Source organism: Agromyces badenianii (genome assembly GCF_003070885.1).
In the GTDB taxonomy this organism is placed as follows: domain Bacteria; phylum Actinomycetota; class Actinomycetes; order Actinomycetales; family Microbacteriaceae; genus Agromyces; species Agromyces badenianii.
Genome location: NZ_CP028913.1, coordinates 567,514 through 585,365, shown reverse-complemented (window position 1 = coordinate 585,365; position 17,852 = coordinate 567,514). Strand labels below are relative to the sequence as shown.

Genomic DNA, 17,852 nt, shown 5'->3' with positions numbered 1-17,852 from the left:
AGCAGCAGGCCCCCAGCCGATGTGCCCCTGACCGCCATGCGCAGTCGGGTCATCCGCGTTCCGGCGTCACCACCGGTCCGCGAGCGTGATGGCGAGCGGATGCCGCGACTCACGGCCCGCACGAACAAGGAGTGACATCATGCGCAAGTTCTACTCGGGCCTCGCCTGGACGATCGCCGTCGGCGTCGTCGTGCAGGCGGCGGCCATCGCATTCGCGTTCGGCGGCGTGCTCAATCGCGTGTCGTCGGGCGACGTCGTCGACAAGGCGCTGCTCGAGAGCGGCGGAGCCGGCGGCACCGGCGAACTCGGCTTCTGGATCCACGGCATCGGCGGCGGCGTGGTGCTTCCGCTCCTCGCGGTCGTGCTGCTGATCGTCTCGTTCTTCGTGCGCGCGAAGGGCGCGCGTCTCTGGGCGGCGATCGTGCTCGCCCTCATCGTGCTGCAGGTCGTGCTCGGGTTCTCGCTCACCGACCTGCCCTACCTCGGGCTGATCCACGGGGCGAACGCCCTCGCGGTGCTCGGGGCCGCGGTCGTCGCCGCACTCCGGGTCGGGCGGATGCCTCGGGCACTGGCCGTCCCGGGTGCGAACCGGGGCTCGGGCGCCGCCGCCGGCGCCGGCGCCGAGGAGGCGAATTCCGATGCCGTCTCGGCGTGAGCTCCTGCGGTGCGCCGTCGTCGGCGTCGCGGTCACGACCGCGCTCGGCGCCGGCGCGCTCGCCTGGAATTCCACGCTGCTCGGCGAGTACTCGGTCATGACGATGGGCGGCGGGCACGATGCCATGAGCCACGGCGAGCACGGCGCGAACGGGCCCGGCGCGGCCGAGGCATCCGGAACCGCCGGCACGACCGGCGACGCGAGCGTGACCTCGCTCACCGCCGACCCCGAACGCCCCGCCGACGTGCGGGTCGAACTCGTCGCCCGGCAGGGCACCGTCGAGGTGCCGGGCGGGCGATCGATCGAGGGCTACACCGTGAACGGCGTGTCGCCCGGTCCCGAGATCCGCGCGCGGCAGGGCGATCTCATCGAGGTCGAGTTCGCGAACGAGTCGGTGACCGATGGCGCGACGCTGCACTGGCACGGCATCGACGTGCCGAATGCCGCCGACGGCGTCGCGGGCATCACGCAGGACGCCGTGCCGGTCGGCGGACGCCACGTCTACCGGTTCGAGGCGACGGATGCCGGCACGTACTGGTACCACTCGCACCAGGTGTCGCACGTGCAGGTCGAACGCGGCCTGCTCGGCGCGATCGTGGTCGAGCCCGCCTCGACCGAACCCGCGGATGCCGTGGAGCTCGACGCCACCGCACTGCTGCACGTCTACGGCGGGCAGCACACCCTCAACGGCCGGGTCGCCGACGAGCGCGTCGACGCACCGCCCGGCGCCACGGTGCGGGTGCGCGTGATCAACACCGACCAGGGCACCGCATCGGTGTGGTCGGCCACCCCGTTCCGCGTCGTGGCCGTCGACGGGCACGAGGTGCACGAACCGGGCGAGGTCGACGGGCAGCGCGTGCTCATCCCCGCGGGCGGGCGGGCGGATGTCGCGGTGCAGGCGCCGACCCGCGGTGCGGTGCGGCTGCACGTGGGCGGCGCCCGCAGCATGCTGATCGGCGACCCCTCGGCGCCCGAGGCATCCGCCCCGCCCGTGTCGCAACCGCCGAAGACCCTCGACCTGCTCGCGTACGGCACCCCGACGCCGCTCGCCTTCGACGCCGCCGCCCCCGACCGCTCCTACGACTACGTCATCGCCCGCCGCTTCGGCGTCATCGACGGCCGCCCGGGCAACTTCTGGACCATCAACGGCCGCATGTTCCCCGACGTGCCGATGTTCGACGTGGCCGAGGGCGATGTCGTCGTGATGCACCTGCGCAACGACTCGGGCGACGTGCATCCCATGCACCTGCACGGCCACCACGTCGTCGTGCTGTCACGAGACGGCGTCGCGGCATCCGGCAGCCCCTGGGTCGTCGACTCGCTCGACGTGCGCCCGGGCGAGGCCTACGACATCGCATTCGTCGCCGACAACCCCGGCATCTGGAGCGACCACTGCCACACCCTCCCCCATGCGGTCGACGGGCTCGTCGCCCACGTCATGTACGAGGGCGTCACGACCCCGTTCACGATCAACGGCGAGGCCGGCAACCGCCCGGAGTGAGCCGTCGGCGCGCAGCCTTGCGGGTGCGCACTGAACGCGCCCCGTGGCACCGCCGAGACCGGCGTAGCATCGACCTCGAGCGACCGTCTCGACTGGAGGAACGCCATGACCGGCACCGGAACCGCCGACGACCCGTGGCAGCTGACCACGGCGCCCGGCACGAGCGCCTACACGATGTACCGCGACGAGTCGGCTGATCCCCCGGCGCTCGTGTGCCAGGTCGGATCGACGACGCTGAAGTACCACCTCAGCGCCATCGACGAGCTGCACGAGTGGCTGCGCGCGCAGGGCGACTGGGTCGACCTCGGCGCCGCAGACGAGCAGAAGCCGGCGCAGCCCGGCACGGTCGAGGCGTGGGGCCGCGACGCCGCGAACCCGGTCGGCGGTTGGTACGGGCTGCGCAAGGGGTACCGGGGCCGCTTCGGGATGTACCTGCCGCCGCTGCTCGAGGCGCTCGGCCTCGCCGAGCTCACCCACGAGAAGCGCAACAACCGCATGCGGGCCGTCTGAGTCGACGATCGCGCCGATCAGCGGCACTGCACACCGAGCAGAATGCATCGAGGAGCCACGATGACGAGCACACCGGTCGTCTACCGGACGACGCACCGCATCGCGTTCTCAGAGCTCGATCCGTTCCAGCACGTGAGCACCGGCAACTACGCCAGGTACTTCACCGACCACCGCATGGAAGCCCTCGCGAAGTACGCCGGCTGGGATCTGCCCACCCTCGGCACGCTGGGCTTCATGACGTGGGTGCGGCGCATGGAGATCGACTTCATCAGACCGGTGAGCGCCGACCAGGAGGTGTCGATCACCTCGTTCGTGCGCGAATTCCGCGGCCCCGACGCGATGATCGAGTGCCTGATGAGGGATGCCGCGGGCACGACGGTCTCCACGTGCCTCATGGTCGTGGCCCACGTCGATGCACGAACCCGGCGCGCCACCGACTGGCCCGGCGAACTGCAGGCGCTCTTCTTCGAGCCCGAGGACTGAGGCTCCTCAGCCTTGAGCGCTCCCGCCTGCGCGACGCGCGGAGCGCGGCGGCCGTGCCCGCATGAACGCGGCGACGCGCCCGAGCAATCGGGTGAGTTCCTCGCGGTCCGACGGCTCCAGCGCATCGACCAGCACCTCCCGAACGACCTCGACGTGCCCGGGAAGCACGCGTTCGAGCAGCGCGGCGCCCAGCGGGGTGAGCGTCACGTTGACACTTCGCTCGTCGTCGGATGACGGCTCACGCACCACGAGGCCGGCCTCTTCGAGCCGGCCCACCTGATAGGTCAGGCCGCTGCGACTGTGCACCAGCCGGTCGGCGAGCGCGGTCATCGTGCTCTGCCGCGACGCGTGCTCGCCGAGGATCGCGAGAATCTGGAACTGCGTGAAGCTCAGGCCGCCCTCGTCGCGCAACTGTCGCGCCACGCCGTGCTGCACGAGGGCGCTCACCTCGAGGAGCGAGAAGTAGACGCCGAACTCGGGAGGCAGTGTCGGCGGGACGACGGAGTCGGACATATCCAGATCCTATGAAGAAATTCATTCGAATTGGAAATAAAGCACCGAGCGTCGTCGTTTCGAATTCGTAGCAAGTAGTTCGAATTCGAAGGAGTAACATGACCCACGCAGACACCGAGACCACGCAAGTGCTCTGGGCACCCGCACGGCTCGGAGGCATCCCGCTCGTTCACCGCCTCGCGATGGCGCCGATGACCCGAAGCCGGGCCACGGCCGACGGACTCGTGACCGGTCTCACGCAGAGCTACTACGCCCAGCGCGGGTCGCTCGCCATGCTCATCACCGAGGGCACCCAGCCGTCGGAGGACGGGCAGGGCTACCTCGCGACACCCGGCATCCACAGCGAGGCGCAGGCCGAGGCGTGGCGTGGGGTCGCCGAGGCGGTGCACCAGGCCGGCTCGACGCTCGTCATCCAGCTCATGCACGTCGGCCGCGTCGCCCACCCCGCCAACACGCCGCACGGCCGCGCTCCGCTCGCACCCTCGGCGATCGCCGCCGCGGGTGACATGTTCACAGCGACCGGACCCCAGCCGATGCCGGTGCCGCGCGAGATGACCGAGTCCGACATCGAGCAGACGATCGCCGACTTCCGTCGCGCCGCACGCCTCGCCGTCGATGCGGGTGCCGACGGCGTCGAGATCCACGGCGCGAACGGCTATCTCCTGCAGCAGTTCGTGAGCAGCAACGCCAACCGCCGCACCGACGGCTACGGCGGCGACATCGCCGGCCGCATCCGCTTCCCGGTCGAGGTCGTGACGGCGGTCGCCGAGGAGATCGGCGCCGACCGTGTCGGCTACCGGATCAGCCCCGGCAGCCCGCTCGGCGACATCGTCGAAGACGACGTCGCCGAGGTCTACGGCGCACTCGTCGACGCGCTCGCACCGCTCGGGCTCGCCTACCTGCACGTCGTGCATCTCGGCGATGAGGCACTGCTCCGCAGCATCCGCGATCGCTGGACGGGCGGGCTCGTGCTCAACCGGGCCGGCGCCGACATCGAACGCCGCGCGCAGGACGTGCGCGATGGACTCGCCGACGTCGTGAGCGTCGGTGCACTCGCGCTCGCGAACCCCGACCTCCCCGCCCGCATCCGGGCCGGGGCGTCGATGAACGAGCCCGACCCGACCACCCTCTACGGCGGCGGGGAGCGCGGATACACCGACTACCCGCGCCTCGCAGCCTGACCACCCCGCCGAAACATCCCGACGAACCATCCCAACGAACCACCCCGACGAAAGGAACCGCATCATGCGCGCCATCAACTACACCACCTACGGCGACCCGACCGTGCTCGAGAGCGTCGACGTCCCCCGCCCCGTCGCGGGCCCAGGCGAGGCCCTCGTGAAAGTCGCGGGCACCACGTTCAACCAGGTCGACGCGACCCTCCGCGCCGGTTTCCTCGCCGACGCGTTCCCGATCGAGCTGCCGCACACGCCCGGCATCGACCTCAGCGGCACCGTCATCGACGTCGGCCCGGGTGTCCGCGACGAACTGATCGGTCAGCACGTCATCGCGTTCCTGCCGATGACCGCGCCGGGCGCGGCGGCCGAGTACGTCACCGTGCCGGCCGAGCTGCTCGCCCCGGCTCCCCGCTCCATTCCCCTTCCGGATGCCGCGGCGCTGGCGTCGAGCGGGCTCACCGCGTTGCAGGCCGTCGAGCAGGCGGGGGTTCGCCGCGGCCAGTCGGTGCTCGTGAACGGCGCGGGCGGCGGGGTCGGCGCCTTCGTCGTGCAGCTCGCCGCACGAGCCGGGGCGACCGTGATCGCCACGGCCGGACCGCGCAGCCGCGACGCCGTCATCGCACACGGTGCGGCCGAGGTGATCGACTACACCGCGGTCTCCGTGGTCGACGCGGTGACCGGGCCGGTCGACGCGGTCGTGAATCTCGTGCGAACGACACCCGATGAGACGGCCGCGCTCGTCGGGCTCGTCAAGCCGGGCGGTGCGTTCGTCTCGACCACGACACCGGGCGTGCCCGCTGCGGGCGCCGAGATCCGCATGACGAGCATCTTCGCGCGGAGCGACGCGGCCCAGCTCGCTCGACTCGCGAAGCTGGTCGATGCTGGGGAACTGCATGTCGACGTGAGCGCCCGCTACGACCTGAAGGACCTCGCACGAGTGCACGCCCTGGGCGAGGCGGGTGCCCTGCGCGGCAAGGTCGTCCTCACGCCGGCCGGGGTGTGACGGACGGCACCCGCGCGGCTCTCAGACGACGACCCCTCGGTCGCCGCACGATGTCCGACGACTGACGCGCGCGGGTCTCGACTCGCCTAGCTCCTGCCACGCAGGAGCTAGGCGTGTCGCTGAGCGTCTCCTATGGTGGTCTGACGCGCCCTCCCGAGGGCATCGAGCGTTCTGACGAGGAGAGCCCATGCCCGCACCGGCGGCCCTCACGATCGTCGACCACGTCGTCATCGGCATCGCGCGGGCCGGCTGCGACCAGTCCGTGGAGGCGGTCGCCGACGCCACCGTCCATCGCCTCCGCGTGCACCGCTCGTGACGCCGGCGATCCGAGGGCTCGGCGCGGCGTTCGCCGGGCTCGGCGCGACCGCCGCCGTGATCCCCTCCGTGCTTCCGGCCATCGAACAGGCGATCGGGGCATCCGTCGTCGCCGCGGTGCCGGCCCTCTTCGGCGGTGCGTTCGTCGGCCTGCTCGCTTCGGAGCCGGGCCTGCGACGCCTGCGCCCGCTGCACCTGACGGCGATCGGATGCCTCCTGCAGGCGCTCGCGCTCGCCGGTGCCGCCTTCGCGGGAACCGCCACGGCCTTCATCGTCTTCGCGGCCATCGCGGGCGCCGGCCTCGGTCTCACCGAGTCGTCGGCGAGCGTCGCGTCGAAGATCGCCTCGACCACCTCGACCGCCACCGTGCTCACCGCGCTCACCGGCACGGTCGCCGTCGCGGCAGCCCTGACGCCGCTCCTCGTCGCCGTCGCGGCCGGCCTCGATCGGCCGGCGCTCGTACTGTCCCTCGTGGCGGCGGTGCAGCTCGTCGCCGTCGCGGGCCTGGTGGCGGGCGCTCGCGGCACCCCCGCTCCGCCGCCGCCGCGACATCCGCCCAGGATCCGCCGCGCCACCGCGATCGTGCTGTTGCCGCTCGCGGTCGCGCTCCCGCTCTACGTCGGTGTCGAGTCCGTGTTCGCGGGCTGGTCGGCCGTGATCCCGGCCGAGCTGCTGCAGCTCGATGCCGCGGCGGCCGCGCTCGGCACCTCCGTGTTCTGGGGGCTCATGGCCGTCGGCCGCTTCGCCTCCGCCGCACTGCAGCAGTACGGGGTCACGCCGCAGCGCGCCCTCCTGATCGCGTTGTTGTCGGCCGCCGGTCTGCTGGGCCTCGCCGCCCTCCTCGTTCCGGCCGCGCCCGGGCTCGGGCTCGCCGCGGTCGCCCTCGCCGTCGTCGCACTCGCCCCGATCTACGCGCTCGTGGTCGGCGTCGCACTCGACCGCCTCGACACCGATGACTCGGCGGGCGCGGCGGGCCTGCTCGTCACCTTCGGCGTCATCGGCGGAAGCGTCGTGCCGGCAGCAGTGCTCCAGATCACCGGCGATCCGGCCGCCTCAGGCACCTTCGCCGTGACGGCCCTGCTCTGCCTCGTCATCGCCGCCCTGTCGACCCTTCGCCGCGGCATCACCCGACCGGCCGGCATGGGGAACCGCACGGGGTGACCCCATCGGGCAGCGCGACGCACACGGCCCCGCTGAGCCCGGGTCACGTCTCCGTCGTCGCTCCCGTCAGCGCCACGGGCACCGGCCTCGCCCGCCAGGCCACGACGACGGTCGCGAGTGCGACGAGCACCACGACGGCGCCGAATACCTCGAAGGTTCGCTCGAGCCCCAGCGGGCCGACGCTGAGCCCGGCGAGCACGGCCGGCAGCGAGAGGGCGAGGTACGCGACGGTGTAATACGCGGACATCACCGACGCCCGGTGCTCGGCCGGGATCGCGCCCACGAGAGCTCGAAGGCCGCTGAGGAAGCCGATGCCGAACCCGACGCCACTGACGACCGAGCCGACCAGGAAGATCGCGCCCGAGTCGGCCGCGGTCGCGACCACGATGAGCGCCACGCCGACCGCTAGGGCCGCCGAACCCACGAGCGCGCCGAGCCACGTGGCGGTGCGCCGCAGCACGAGCTGCGAGAGTGTCGCCGATGCCGCGAGCGCGACGATGCCGAGGCCAGAGAGCACGGCGCTCGACGAGTCGAGGAGCGCCGCCCCGAGCGCCGGGCCGAGGCTGAAGAACAGGCCGCCGAGCGACCACGAGGAGATCACCGTGAGGGCGGCGAGGAGGAACGGCCCGCGAACCGCCGCCGGCACCCGAGGCGTCTGGACGCGCCAGCGGATGCCGCGCTCGCGCGTGACGGGCTCCGGCATCCAGATGACGCCGGCGAACGCGATCAGAAGCAGGGCGAGCTGTACGAGGTACGGCAGCGCCAGCGGCAGCCAGCCGAACTGCACGAGCACCGAAGCGATGAGCACGCCCAGTGCGATGCCGGCGCTGCTGGCCACGGCGTTCGAGAGTCCGGCACTGCCCGGGTCCCGACGTGGATGCAGATCGAGCAGTGCTGCGCCCGCAGCGCTGATCGCCGCGCCCGTCGCCAGCCCCTGCAGCCCCCTGGCGACGAAGAGCGAGGTGACGGATGACGCGAAGACGAAGAGCACCGTCGACGCCATGAGCCCGGCCAGGGCCACGAGCAGCACCGGCCGGCGACCGACGCGGTCGGAGATCGAGCCCGCGAGGAGCAGGGTCGCCAGCACGCCGACCGCGTATGTCGCGTAGACGAGGGTCAGCGTCAGCGGTGAGAACTGCCACGCCGTGCTGTACGCCTGGTACAGCGGCGACGGCGTCACCGCGGCGAAGAGGCCGAGTCCGATGATGAAGGCCGCCAGTGCGTGAGCGACCGGCATCGGGAGGGTTCGGTTCATCGTCGTCCTTTCAAGACGAGGCCGCTCGCCGTGCCGCGTGGGCTCGAGAGTCCATCGGCACGGCGGGCGGCATGAATGCGATCAGCGAACGGATGCCTCGAGCGACACCGTCTCGGCCGCGCCGCGGTCGGGCGCGAGAAACCGGTCGAGGGCCTCGAGGAGAAGCTCCGGGGCCTCCTCTGCGAGCCAGTGGCCGGCGCCCGCGATCACGATGCCCTCGACGTCGTCGGCGACGACGCGGACCCCGTCGGCGACGTGGTCGCCGTAGCTCCGCTCGCCGCCCACGGCGAGCACCGGCATCCGCAGCTTGCGTCCGGCGCGCTCCATGTTCTGCGCGACCGTCGCGTCGAACGCGCGATAGAAGCCGAGGCTGCCGGTCAGCGATTCCGGGTTCGCGAGCAGCCCGACGTAGTACTCGATGGCATCCGCGGGCACTCCGCCGCCCTGGATGGCGAACTCGTAGCCGAAGTAGACGTCTTCGCGGCCGGCGATGAGCTGCTCGGGCAGCCCCTCGACGCGGTTGAACGGGATGTGCCACAGCGTGTTGTTCACCTGCGCGGGCACGAACAGCGGCGGAGCCGGCGTCGTGCCGGGTGCGCCCGGGATCTCGGCGAGCACCAGCCGGCTCACGCGCTCGGGGTGGTCGGAGGCCAGCGCGTAGCCGATCGCGAAGCCGGTGTCGTGGCCGACGACCGCGAACCGCTCGTGTCCGAGTTCGTCCATGAGGCCGACCAGGTCTGCGGCGAGCGTGCCGGCGTCGTAGCCCGACTCCGGCTTGTCCGAGAGCCCGATGCCGCGCTGGTCGACGGCGATGACCGTGAAGTCCTTCGCCAGGGCGGGCATCAGCAGGCGCCAGGCGTACCAGGTCTCGGGCCAGCCGTGCACGAGGAGCAGGGCGGGTCCTTCGCCGCCGATGACGGCGTGCAGTCGAATGCCATCTGCGTCGACGTAGCGACTCGTGAAGGTGTCGGTGAACCCGGCAGGCAGGTCGGGCGCCCCGGTCACGGATCCGGGACCGTCGGCGAGTGCGAAAGTGGCGAGTGCGTCGTTCATGGTGGTCTTCCTGACTCCTACGTTAGGACTGAATTGTCCTGATGCAGGAGACAACCGTGCGAACGGCGTACTCTATTCCCATGACGACGAGAAAATATGAGGATGCGTGCGGCATCGCCCGATCGCTCGATGTCATCGGCGAGCGCTGGGCGCTGCTCGTCGTGCGCGAACTCGTCTTCGGGCCGAAGCGATTCACCGATCTTCGGGCCGGACTGCGCGGCATCAGCCAGAACGTGCTGAGCCAGCGCCTGCGCGAGCTCGAGGCCGCCGGAGTGGTGCAGCGCACCGTGCTCGGCCCGCCCGCCAGTACCCAGGCCTATGAGCTGACCGCACTCGGTCGAGCGCTCGAACCCGTGCTCGTGGCGATGTCGCACTGGGGAGCGCTCACCCCGGTGCCGCCCGGAGCGGAGATGAGCAACGACGCCTTCGCGCTCGCGCTCGAGGCGCTCTTCGTGCCCGCGGCGAAGGGCGGGTTCCGCGGGCGGGTGCGCCTGAGGCTCGTGCGCGACGCCTTCGATGTCGAGATCGGCGGCGGCGCGATCGACATCGATCGCGCCTCGGGCGCCGACCCGGCGCTCGTCCTCGAGGCATCCGAGTCGGTGCTTCGAGCCGTGATCTTCAAGCGGCGCACGCTCGACGACGCGATCGCCGCGGGCGAGCTCGCGATCACGGGCGACCGCGGGCGGGCCGAGGCGTTCCTCGAACGCTTCGCCCTGCCGGAGCCCGCGTCGCACTGAGACGCCTCAGCCCGAGGCCGCGGCGCCGTCGACCCGCCGCCGCGACTACCGCACGCTCTCCAGGAAGTTCCGCGTGCGCTGCCGCTGCGGGCGGTCGAGCACGTCTTCCGGCCGGCCGGCCTCGACGACGACACCGCCGTCCATGAACACCACCTGGTCGGCGACACCGCGAGCGAAGCCGATCTCGTGGGTCACGACGATCATCGTCATGCCCTCCTTCGCGAGTTCGCGCATGACATCGAGCACGTCGCCGACGAGTTCGGGGTCGAGCGCCGAGGTGGGCTCGTCGAACAGCATGAGTTTCGGGTCCATCGCGAGCGCCCGCGCGATCGCGACGCGCTGCTGCTGGCCTCCCGAGAGCTGGGCCGGGTAGTGACCCGCGAACTGGGCGAGCCCGACCCGGTCGAGCAGTTCCCGCGCCCGGGCCTTGGCCTGCGCCCGCGGCATTCCGCCGACGCCGATCGGCGCTTCGATGATGTTCTCAAGCGCCGTCAGGTGCGGAAAGAGGTTGAAGCGCTGGAAGACCATGCCGATGCTGCGCCGCTGCCTGGCGATCTGCTTCGGCGTCATCTCGTGGATGTTGTGCCCGGCCTGCCGGTAGCCGATGAGCTCGCCGTCGACGATGATGCGGCCGCCGTCGATGGTCTCGAGGTGGTTGATGCAGCGCAGCAGGGTCGACTTGCCCGAGCCAGACGGGCCGAGCAGCACGGTCACCGTGCCCTCGGGCACGGCGAGCGAGACGTCGCGCAGCACCTGATGGGCGCCGAAGCTCTTGCGGACCCTGCGGATCTCGACGAGCGAACGAGTGGCCGCCGCTGCGGCCGGGTCGAGGGGAACGGTGATGCTCATGCGACGCTGACCGCCTTGGTCTCGGGTGCCGGCGCTGGGCCGGCCTGCCGTTTCGCGAATGCCCGACGCATCCGCTGCAATGGGGTGGGCGGCAGGTTGCGGGAGGTGCCGCGACCGTACCGGCGTTCGAGGTAGTACTGCGGAATCGAGAGCACGCTCGTCATGAGCAGGTACCAGAGGCTCGCGACGATGAGCAGCTCGACCTGCTTGAGGTTCTGCGACGAGATCATGCTCGCCTGCGTGTAGATCTCGAGCACGGCGATCACCGAGAGCAGCGAGGTGTTCTTCAGCATCGAGATCGTCTCGTTGCCCATCGGCGGGATGATCACGCGCATCGCCTGCGGCAGCAGCACCCGGCGGAACGTGTACAACGGCGACATGCCGAGCGAGTAGGCGGCCTCGTGCTGGCCCTCGTCGACCGAGAGCATGCCGGCGCGAACGATCTCCGACGAGTACGCCGCCTGGTTCAGGGTGAGGGCGAGCAGGCCCGCGACGAACGCGCTGATGAGCTGGTTCGTGTCGACCTGCCAGAAGACCACGTCGGTGAACGGGACTCCCACGGTGAGCTTCGCGTAGAGGAGGCCGAGGTAGCCCCAGAGCACGATCTGCACGAGCAGCGGCGTGCCCCGGAACGCCCAGACGTAGAACCACGCCACCGTCGAGAGCACGGGGTTCGACGACAGCCGCATCGCCGCGACCACGATCGCCAGCACCGTCGAGACGACCATCGAGATGGCGGTGATGAGGAGGGTCAGCCAGACGCCCTCGAGGATTCGCGGGTCGAAGAGGAACTCGCCGATCGCCGCGAAGTCGATGTTCGGATTCGTCAGCACCGAGTAGGCGAAGCCGGCGACGAGCAGCAGCACCACGGCCGCGCTGATCCAGCGCCACGGTCGGCGCAGCGGGATCGCCACGACGTCGTCGTCGGTGGCATCCGGTGCGAGTGAGGGGCTCGCGGTCGCCGCCGTCATCATTGCCCGGCCCCCTGATTCACCTCGGCCGACTCGACCGCGTAGGCGCTGATGTTGTTGCGCTCGAGCACCTCCTGGTAGGCGCCCTCGTCGATGAGCGCCTGCAGCGCCTGCTGGATCGCGTCGATGAGTTCGGTGTCGGCCTTGAGGATGCCGATGCCGCTGTACACCGGGTCGAAGCCGGCGGGGTTCTCGGGGTCGCGCACCACGTCGAAGGCCTTGCCGTCGTCGGTGGTCGCCGCGACGTACTCGGCGACGACCGCGTCGGCGACGTAGGCGTCGCTCTTGCCCGCCCGCAGCGCCGTCTGCGCGTCGAGGTCCGACGGCAGCTCGGTCACGGTCACGGGGGTCGAGCCGCAGTCCATCGCGCGCAGCAGCTCGCCCTGCACGGTGGCCTTCTGCACCGAGACGGTCTTGCCGCAGAGGTCGGTCTGGGTCGTGACGCCGTTCGGGTTGCCCGCCGGCACGAGGATGGCGAACCCGCCGTGGGTGTAGTCGACGAAGGTCAGGGTCTCCTGGCGCTCCGGCGTATCGTTCATGCCGCTCATGATGATGTCGTTGTTGCCCGCCTGCAGCGAGGGGATCACCGAGTCGAAGGCCTGCTTGTTGAGCGAGACGTCGATGTCGAGCTTCTGGCCGAGCAGGCGTGCGAGTTCGGGGTCGAACCCGATCTCGCGGTTCGCGTCGTCGTACATCGCCATCGGCGGGAAGGGGATGTCGACGGCGATGTCGATGCTCCCCTTGTCGATGATCTCCTGGGGCAGCAGCGCGGTGAGCGCCGGGTCGGCGGTGGTCGAGATCTCGTCGCCGGTCGGCAGGTTCGGGCCGGATGCCGCGGCGGCGTCGTCGCCCGAGCCGCCGGCGCCGGAGCATCCGGTGAGAACGAGTGCGGCGGCGATCGCCGTCGCGCTGAACAGGGTGGTGGTGCGTGCGATCATGGGTGACTTCCTTGTCGTGGGGTGGTGGGGGAATCGAGGTCAGACGAAGACGTCGGCCGTCGCCGGCGCATGCGTGGCGAGCAGGTCGAGATAGGTCTCGCGGCGGGTGACGAGACGGGCCTCGCCGTCGGCGACGAAGACGATGGCGGGCTTCAGCGCCCCGTTGTAGTTGTTCGACATCGTGTAGGCGTAGGCGCCCGTCGCCAGCATCACGACCAGGTCGCCGACGCGAGCCGGCGGCATCGGGGCGCCGTCGACGAGCAGGTCTCCCGACTCGCACTGGCGCCCGACGAGCTGCGCCGTCTCGGTCCACGGTTCGAGCAGCCGGTCGGCGATGATCGCCTCGTAGCGCTGCTGGGTGAGGGCGATGTCCATCTGGTCGGCCAGCCCGCCGTCGACCGCGACGAACGTGCGACCCGTGCGCTTGACCGTCGTGACCCGGTAGAGCGTCACGCCGGCGCGCGCGACGATCGATCGGCCCGGCTCGATCAGGAGCCGGGCGCCCGCCGGCAGATGCGCGGTCGCGGCCGCGACGATGGCGTCGAGGTAGGACTCGACGCTCGGGGCCTGCTCTGCATAGGTGTAGCTGACGCCGAGCCCGCCGCCGACGTCGTAGGTGCCGAAGCTGCCGACGGTCGAGATCTTCGCCACAGCCTCGGCGAACTGTTCGGTGTCGAGGATCTGGGAGCCGATGTGCAGGTGCACGCCCTCGAACTCCATCAACCGGTGCGCCCGCATTCGCGCGATCGCCCGCTCGGCCTGGTCGATCGGCAGGCCGAACTTCGAATTCAGGCCCCCGGTCGCCTGCGAGGCGTGCGTCTTCGCCTCGACGCCGGGGATGACCCGCAGCAGCAGTCTCTGCGGGCGCTCGAGCAGCCGTTCGAGGCGGTCGAGTTCGTCGTCGTTGTCGACGATGATCGTGCCGACCCGGGCGTCGAGCGCCATCTGCAGCTCTGCGTCGGTCTTGGCGTTGCCGTGGAAGTAGAGCCGCTCCGGGTCGACGCCGGCTGCGAGGGCGAGCTGCAGCTCTCCCCCGCCCGCGATGTCGACCGCGAGTCCCTCCTCTTGCGCGAGACGGTACATGCCGACCGCAGGCAGCGACTTCGACGCGAAGAGCACGTCGGAGTTCGGCCAGCGCTCGTGCAGCCCGTCGACGAACCGGCGGATCTGGCGACGGAGCCCGGCCTCGTCGTAGACGTGCAGCGGAGTGCCGAACCGTTCGGCCAGCTCGGTGACGGCGACGCCGCCGATCTCGAGCACGCCGTCGTCGCTCGCCGACGCCTCCTCCGGCAGGATCCGCCAGAGTTCGCCGAGGCGGGTGCCGTCAGGCGCGGGCCGAGTCGCAGTCATCGTTCCTCCTCTGCGCGACAGCGTCATCGCCGTCGTCGGAGGACAGCCTAGAAAGATCCCACGCTCGTTTGGTGAGAGATTTCAGATAGCTTTGGGTCATGGATGAAGTGATCTCTCCAACTCCGCCGCTTCGCTCTGCAGCGCCGCCCGTGACACTCGGCGAGCTCATCGAGCAGCTCGGACCCCGCACGATCGCCTCGATCGGTGCGCCGGGCACACGGGTCGCCGTCACGGGCACCGAGTTCCTCGACATCGCCGACGAGGTTCCGGATGCCCCGGGCACGCTGCTGCTCGCGCCGTCGACCGCCTCGCTCAGCACCGCCCGGCTCGCCGCCGTCGCGGCCGGAGCCGCCGAGCGCGGCGCCGCGGGACTCGCGGTCAAGTGCAGCTCCGACCGGATTCCCGCGCTCGCGGCGATCGCCGAGTCGAGCGGGCTGCCGCTGCTGCGCGTCGCCGACCGCATCAGCTGGCGCCTCCTCGACGCTCAGCTCACGCACCTCCTGGGCGAGGCGGAGGCTCCGCTGGCAGGCCCGCAGGATCGCGGCGCAGAGCCGCTCTTCGCGCTCGCGAACGAGCTCGCCGAGTTCTTCGGCGGCTCGGTCGCGATCGAAGACCTCAGCCGCAACATCCTCGCTTACTCCTCGGTGCCCGGCCAGCTGATCGACGCGCTGCGCACGCACGGCATCCTCGCGCGGCAGGTGCCGGCCTCGCCGTACAACGACGACCAGTACCGCACCGTGCTCCGTTCGGAGGGGGCGATCAAGTACCCGCGACTCGGCGAGGAGGAGCCGAGGGTCGCCGTCGCGATCAAGGCCGGTGCGCTGCCGCTCGGCAGCATCTGGGCGATCGACGCCGCAGGCGAGGGGCCGGTGACGCCGGAACAGGATGAGCGGATGCGTCGTGCGAGCGCCCTCGCCGGCGCCCACCTGCTCGACGATCTCCGGGCGCACTCGACCAATCAGCGTCCGCGCGAAGACCGCTTGCGCACCTTGCTCACCGGGATCGACCTGACGGGCACCGAGTTCGCCGAGCTCGGCATTCCCGAGGAGCGCGGCGCGGTGCTGCTCGGCTTCGACGTGCCGGGTGCGGGGCCGACCGCGATCGCCCAGCTCCGCTCCACCGTCATCAGGCACCTCGTGCTGCATCGGCCCGATGCGGTCGCCGTCGCCCACCGCGGGCGGGTCTATACGCTGTTCGCCGCGGGCGACGTCGACGAGGCCGTCACGGTCGCGCGTCCGCTGCTGCCGCTCATCGATCGACTCGTCGGCGAAGGCACGAGGGTCGCGGTCGCCGGGCCCACCCATCGCTCGGGCGACGTCGCCGGTGCCCGCGAGCTCGCCGACCGGCTGCTCGGTGCGGCAGCGCGCGGTGCCGGCTCCTCGATGCCGCGCATCGTCACGGCCGCCAATGTGCGCCCCAGCCTCGTCGTCGAGCGAGTCGCCGAGCTGTTCGCCGCCGCCGCCGAGCTGCGGGACCCGGCACTCGACGCGCTGTCGGAGGCCGAGGGCACCCGGCCGATCGTGGAGACGCTGCTGGTGTGGCTCGAGTGCTTCGGCAACGTGGCGCAGACCGCCGAGCGGCTCGACGTGCACCAGAACACCGTGCGGCACCGCTTGCGCCGCGCGAGCGAGACGCACGGCATCAAGCTGGAACTCGCCGACGAGCGACTCGCGGCATGGCTCCAGTTGCGCGCGAACGCACCCTGAGCGCGGCGCATCGTGCCCTCGGCCGCCGTGAGGGGGGTCGTGCCGAGGGCCTTCTGGTCAGAGCGCCCCGGTGGCCGCCGTCTCGAGCACTCGCGGCGACCCGTCGAACACGAGCAGCCGGTCGGCGAGCTTGTCGACGAAGAACCGGTCGTGGCTGACCACGATGACCGCGCCCGGGAAGTGCGTCAGGGCGCGTTCCATCACCTGCGTCGAGGTGATGTCGAGGTGGTTCGTCGGCTCGTCGAGCACGATCACGGCGGCACCCGAGAGCAGGCACTGCGCGATCGCCACGCGGGCGCGCTGACCGCCCGAGAGGGTGCCGATCTTCTGCTGCAGGTCGGCCTCCGAGAACTGCAGCATCGCGAGGAACCGGTTCACGCTCTTCTTCGTCGCCGTGAACGCGAGCGAGTCGGGGTAGGCGTTCACCGCATGCCCGACGGTGTCCTCGAGGTCGAGCTCGGCGTAGACCCGGTTGTACGAGACGTACCTGGCGCCCTTCGCCCAGCGCACCGTGCCGGCATCCGCTTCGGTCTCACCGGTGAGCACGTCGAGCAGCGTCGACTTGCCCGAGCCGTTCGAGCCGAGCACCGCGACCCGGTCGCCGCGTTGCAGGTCGAACGAGAGCCCTTCGAAGAGCAGCGAGCCGTTGAAGCCCTTCGAGAGCCCTGTGACCGTCAGCAGGTCGTTGCTGACCCGCAGCCCGTCGTAGATGGCGGTGATGATCTGGTCGATCGGGCGCGGCGCCTGACGCTTCTTGATGTCGGCGAGGCGACGCGCGACCGCGTTCGAGGGGTTGCGCGCGGCCTCACGGCGGGCGGTCGACGCGGCCTGCTCGTAGGCGAGCAGCTCCTCTTCGTGGGCGAACTGGCGCTCGAGCATCTTCAGCCGCGACTGCTTGGCATGCACGTACGCGGAGTAGTTGCCCTCGTAGTCCTGCAGCCGGAAGTTCTCGATCTCGACGATGCGGGTGACCACGCCGTCGAGGAACTGCCGGTCGTGCGAGACCACGAGCACCGCGCCGGTGAAGCCGCCGAGCCATCCCTCGATCCAGCGCACCCCGTCGAGGTCGAGGAAGTTCGTCGGCTCGTCGAGCAGCAGCACGTCGGGCGCCTGCACGAGGATGAGCGCGAGCGCGGCGCGGTTGCGCCATCCGCCCGACAGGCGGTCGACCGGCAGGTGTCGCCGCTCCTCGTCGAAGCCGAGGCTCGTGAGCACGGTGTCGATCGTGTTCTCGTAGGTCCAGCCGCCGATCGCGTCCATGCGCTCGAACAGCTCGCCCTGCTCGGCGAGCAGGCGGTTCATCGCGTCATCCGTCATCGGCTCCGCCAGCCGCGCACCGATCTCGTCGAGACGCGCCTGCGTCTCGTGCACCGCGGCGAAGTGGTCGCTCAGCGTCTGCTGCACGCTCTGCTCGCCGTCGAGCTCCGAGAACTGGGAGAAGTATCCGATCGTCGTGCCGAGGGTCACGTCGACGGTGCCGCCCGAGGGCTCGCGCCGGCCGAGCACGAGCTCGAGGAACGTCGTCTTGCCCGTGCCGTTCTTGCCGATGAGGCCGATGCGGTCGCCCTGCCGCAGCTTGAGGAACGCCTCGCGCAGCACGGGCCTCCCGTCGAACTCCATGCTCACGTCGTTCAGGCGGATCAGGCTCACGGGTGTCCTCGCGGTCGGGGTATG

18 protein-coding genes are annotated in these 17,852 nt (G+C 71.0%); 10 read left to right on the top strand and 8 right to left on the bottom strand.

What is annotated here, in order from left to right; all coding sequences use genetic code 11:
- The first annotated feature begins 139 nt into the window (after nucleotides 1–139).
- The 4 genes from DCE93_RS02755 (at nucleotide 140) to DCE93_RS02740 (ending at nucleotide 3,149) form a co-directional block, all read left to right on the top strand.
- Complete coding sequence (locus DCE93_RS02755) at nucleotides 140–655, top strand: hypothetical protein (RefSeq protein ID WP_108594533.1); 516 nt, start codon at nucleotides 140–142, stop codon at nucleotides 653–655.
- Nucleotides 639–2,156 (top strand): multicopper oxidase family protein, encoded by a 1,518-nt coding sequence (locus DCE93_RS02750; protein ID WP_108594532.1) that lies wholly within the window; start codon nucleotides 639–641, stop codon nucleotides 2,154–2,156. The genes DCE93_RS02755 and DCE93_RS02750 overlap by 17 nt, the downstream gene beginning before the upstream one ends.
- Before the next feature lie 105 nt (nucleotides 2,157–2,261).
- Nucleotides 2,262–2,666, top strand: coding sequence for a DUF6855 family protein (locus DCE93_RS02745; protein ID WP_108594531.1), 405 nt, complete (start codon nucleotides 2,262–2,264; stop codon nucleotides 2,664–2,666).
- A gap of 60 nt (nucleotides 2,667–2,726) precedes the next feature.
- A complete protein-coding gene (locus tag DCE93_RS02740; protein WP_165906123.1) occupies nucleotides 2,727–3,149 on the top strand; it encodes an acyl-CoA thioesterase in 423 nt (140 codons plus the stop codon).
- A gap of 6 nt (nucleotides 3,150–3,155) precedes the next feature.
- On the opposite strand, the gene DCE93_RS02735 is transcribed toward DCE93_RS02740, so the two are convergent.
- The gene (locus DCE93_RS02735; protein ID WP_108594529.1) at nucleotides 3,156–3,662 is read right to left on the bottom strand and encodes a MarR family winged helix-turn-helix transcriptional regulator; all 507 of its coding nucleotides are present in this window, start codon (nucleotides 3,660–3,662) and stop codon (nucleotides 3,156–3,158) included.
- Nucleotides 3,663–3,760: 98 nt separating this feature from the next.
- Here DCE93_RS02735 and DCE93_RS02730 point away from each other — a divergent pair, with 98 nt between their 5' ends.
- The 4 genes from DCE93_RS02730 (at nucleotide 3,761) to DCE93_RS02720 (ending at nucleotide 7,319) form a co-directional block, all read left to right on the top strand.
- A complete protein-coding gene (locus DCE93_RS02730; RefSeq protein WP_108594528.1) occupies nucleotides 3,761–4,843 on the top strand; it encodes an alkene reductase in 1,083 nt (360 codons plus the stop codon).
- Nucleotides 4,844–4,907: 64 nt separating this feature from the next.
- On the top strand, nucleotides 4,908–5,843 hold the full coding sequence (locus tag DCE93_RS02725; RefSeq protein ID WP_108594527.1) for an NADP-dependent oxidoreductase: 936 nt from the start codon (nucleotides 4,908–4,910) through the stop codon (nucleotides 5,841–5,843).
- A gap of 187 nt (nucleotides 5,844–6,030) precedes the next feature.
- Entirely contained in the window at nucleotides 6,031–6,159 is a 129-nt protein-coding gene (locus DCE93_RS14865; RefSeq protein WP_276329509.1) for a hypothetical protein, read from the top strand.
- Complete coding sequence (locus DCE93_RS02720) at nucleotides 6,156–7,319, top strand: hypothetical protein (RefSeq protein ID WP_108594526.1); 1,164 nt, start codon at nucleotides 6,156–6,158, stop codon at nucleotides 7,317–7,319. Before DCE93_RS14865 ends, DCE93_RS02720 begins: the two co-directional genes overlap by 4 nt.
- A gap of 43 nt (nucleotides 7,320–7,362) precedes the next feature.
- Here DCE93_RS02720 and DCE93_RS02715 read toward each other — a convergent pair whose 3' ends face one another.
- Nucleotides 7,363–8,574 carry an MFS transporter gene (locus DCE93_RS02715; RefSeq protein WP_108594525.1) on the bottom strand — a complete coding sequence of 404 codons (1,212 nt, stop codon included), beginning with the start codon at nucleotides 8,572–8,574 and terminating at the stop codon, nucleotides 7,363–7,365.
- An 81-nt stretch (nucleotides 8,575–8,655) separates the two neighbouring features.
- Nucleotides 8,656–9,627, bottom strand: coding sequence for an alpha/beta fold hydrolase (locus tag DCE93_RS02710; protein ID WP_108594524.1), 972 nt, complete (start codon nucleotides 9,625–9,627; stop codon nucleotides 8,656–8,658).
- Between the two features lie 80 nt (nucleotides 9,628–9,707).
- Here DCE93_RS02710 and DCE93_RS02705 point away from each other — a divergent pair, with 80 nt between their 5' ends.
- Nucleotides 9,708–10,364, top strand: a complete 657-nt coding sequence (locus DCE93_RS02705; protein ID WP_205647461.1) for a winged helix-turn-helix transcriptional regulator — start codon at nucleotides 9,708–9,710, stop codon at nucleotides 10,362–10,364.
- A 45-nt stretch (nucleotides 10,365–10,409) separates the two neighbouring features.
- Here DCE93_RS02705 and DCE93_RS02700 read toward each other — a convergent pair whose 3' ends face one another.
- From DCE93_RS02700 to lysA, 4 genes are read right to left on the bottom strand one after another with little or no spacing between them, the layout of a single operon-like run.
- Nucleotides 10,410–11,213, bottom strand: a complete 804-nt coding sequence (locus tag DCE93_RS02700) for an amino acid ABC transporter ATP-binding protein (protein WP_108594523.1) — start codon at nucleotides 11,211–11,213, stop codon at nucleotides 10,410–10,412.
- Entirely contained in the window at nucleotides 11,210–12,187 is a 978-nt protein-coding gene (locus tag DCE93_RS02695; RefSeq protein ID WP_244284227.1) for an amino acid ABC transporter permease, read from the bottom strand. Before DCE93_RS02695 ends, DCE93_RS02700 begins: the two co-directional genes overlap by 4 nt.
- On the bottom strand, nucleotides 12,184–13,122 hold the full coding sequence (locus DCE93_RS02690) for a transporter substrate-binding domain-containing protein (protein WP_108594521.1): 939 nt from the start codon (nucleotides 13,120–13,122) through the stop codon (nucleotides 12,184–12,186). The genes DCE93_RS02695 and DCE93_RS02690 overlap by 4 nt, the downstream gene beginning before the upstream one ends.
- Nucleotides 13,123–13,161: 39 nt before the next feature.
- Complete coding sequence (gene lysA / locus DCE93_RS02685; RefSeq protein ID WP_108594520.1) at nucleotides 13,162–14,472, bottom strand: diaminopimelate decarboxylase; 1,311 nt, start codon at nucleotides 14,470–14,472, stop codon at nucleotides 13,162–13,164.
- A gap of 98 nt (nucleotides 14,473–14,570) precedes the next feature.
- Here lysA and DCE93_RS02680 point away from each other — a divergent pair, with 98 nt between their 5' ends.
- The gene (locus DCE93_RS02680; protein ID WP_108594519.1) at nucleotides 14,571–16,178 is read left to right on the top strand and encodes a PucR family transcriptional regulator; all 1,608 of its coding nucleotides are present in this window, start codon (nucleotides 14,571–14,573) and stop codon (nucleotides 16,176–16,178) included.
- 57 nt (nucleotides 16,179–16,235) lie between these two features.
- Here DCE93_RS02680 and DCE93_RS02675 read toward each other — a convergent pair whose 3' ends face one another.
- A complete protein-coding gene (locus tag DCE93_RS02675; protein ID WP_108594518.1) occupies nucleotides 16,236–17,828 on the bottom strand; it encodes an ABC-F family ATP-binding cassette domain-containing protein in 1,593 nt (530 codons plus the stop codon).
- Nucleotides 17,829–17,852: the final 24 nt, after the last annotated feature.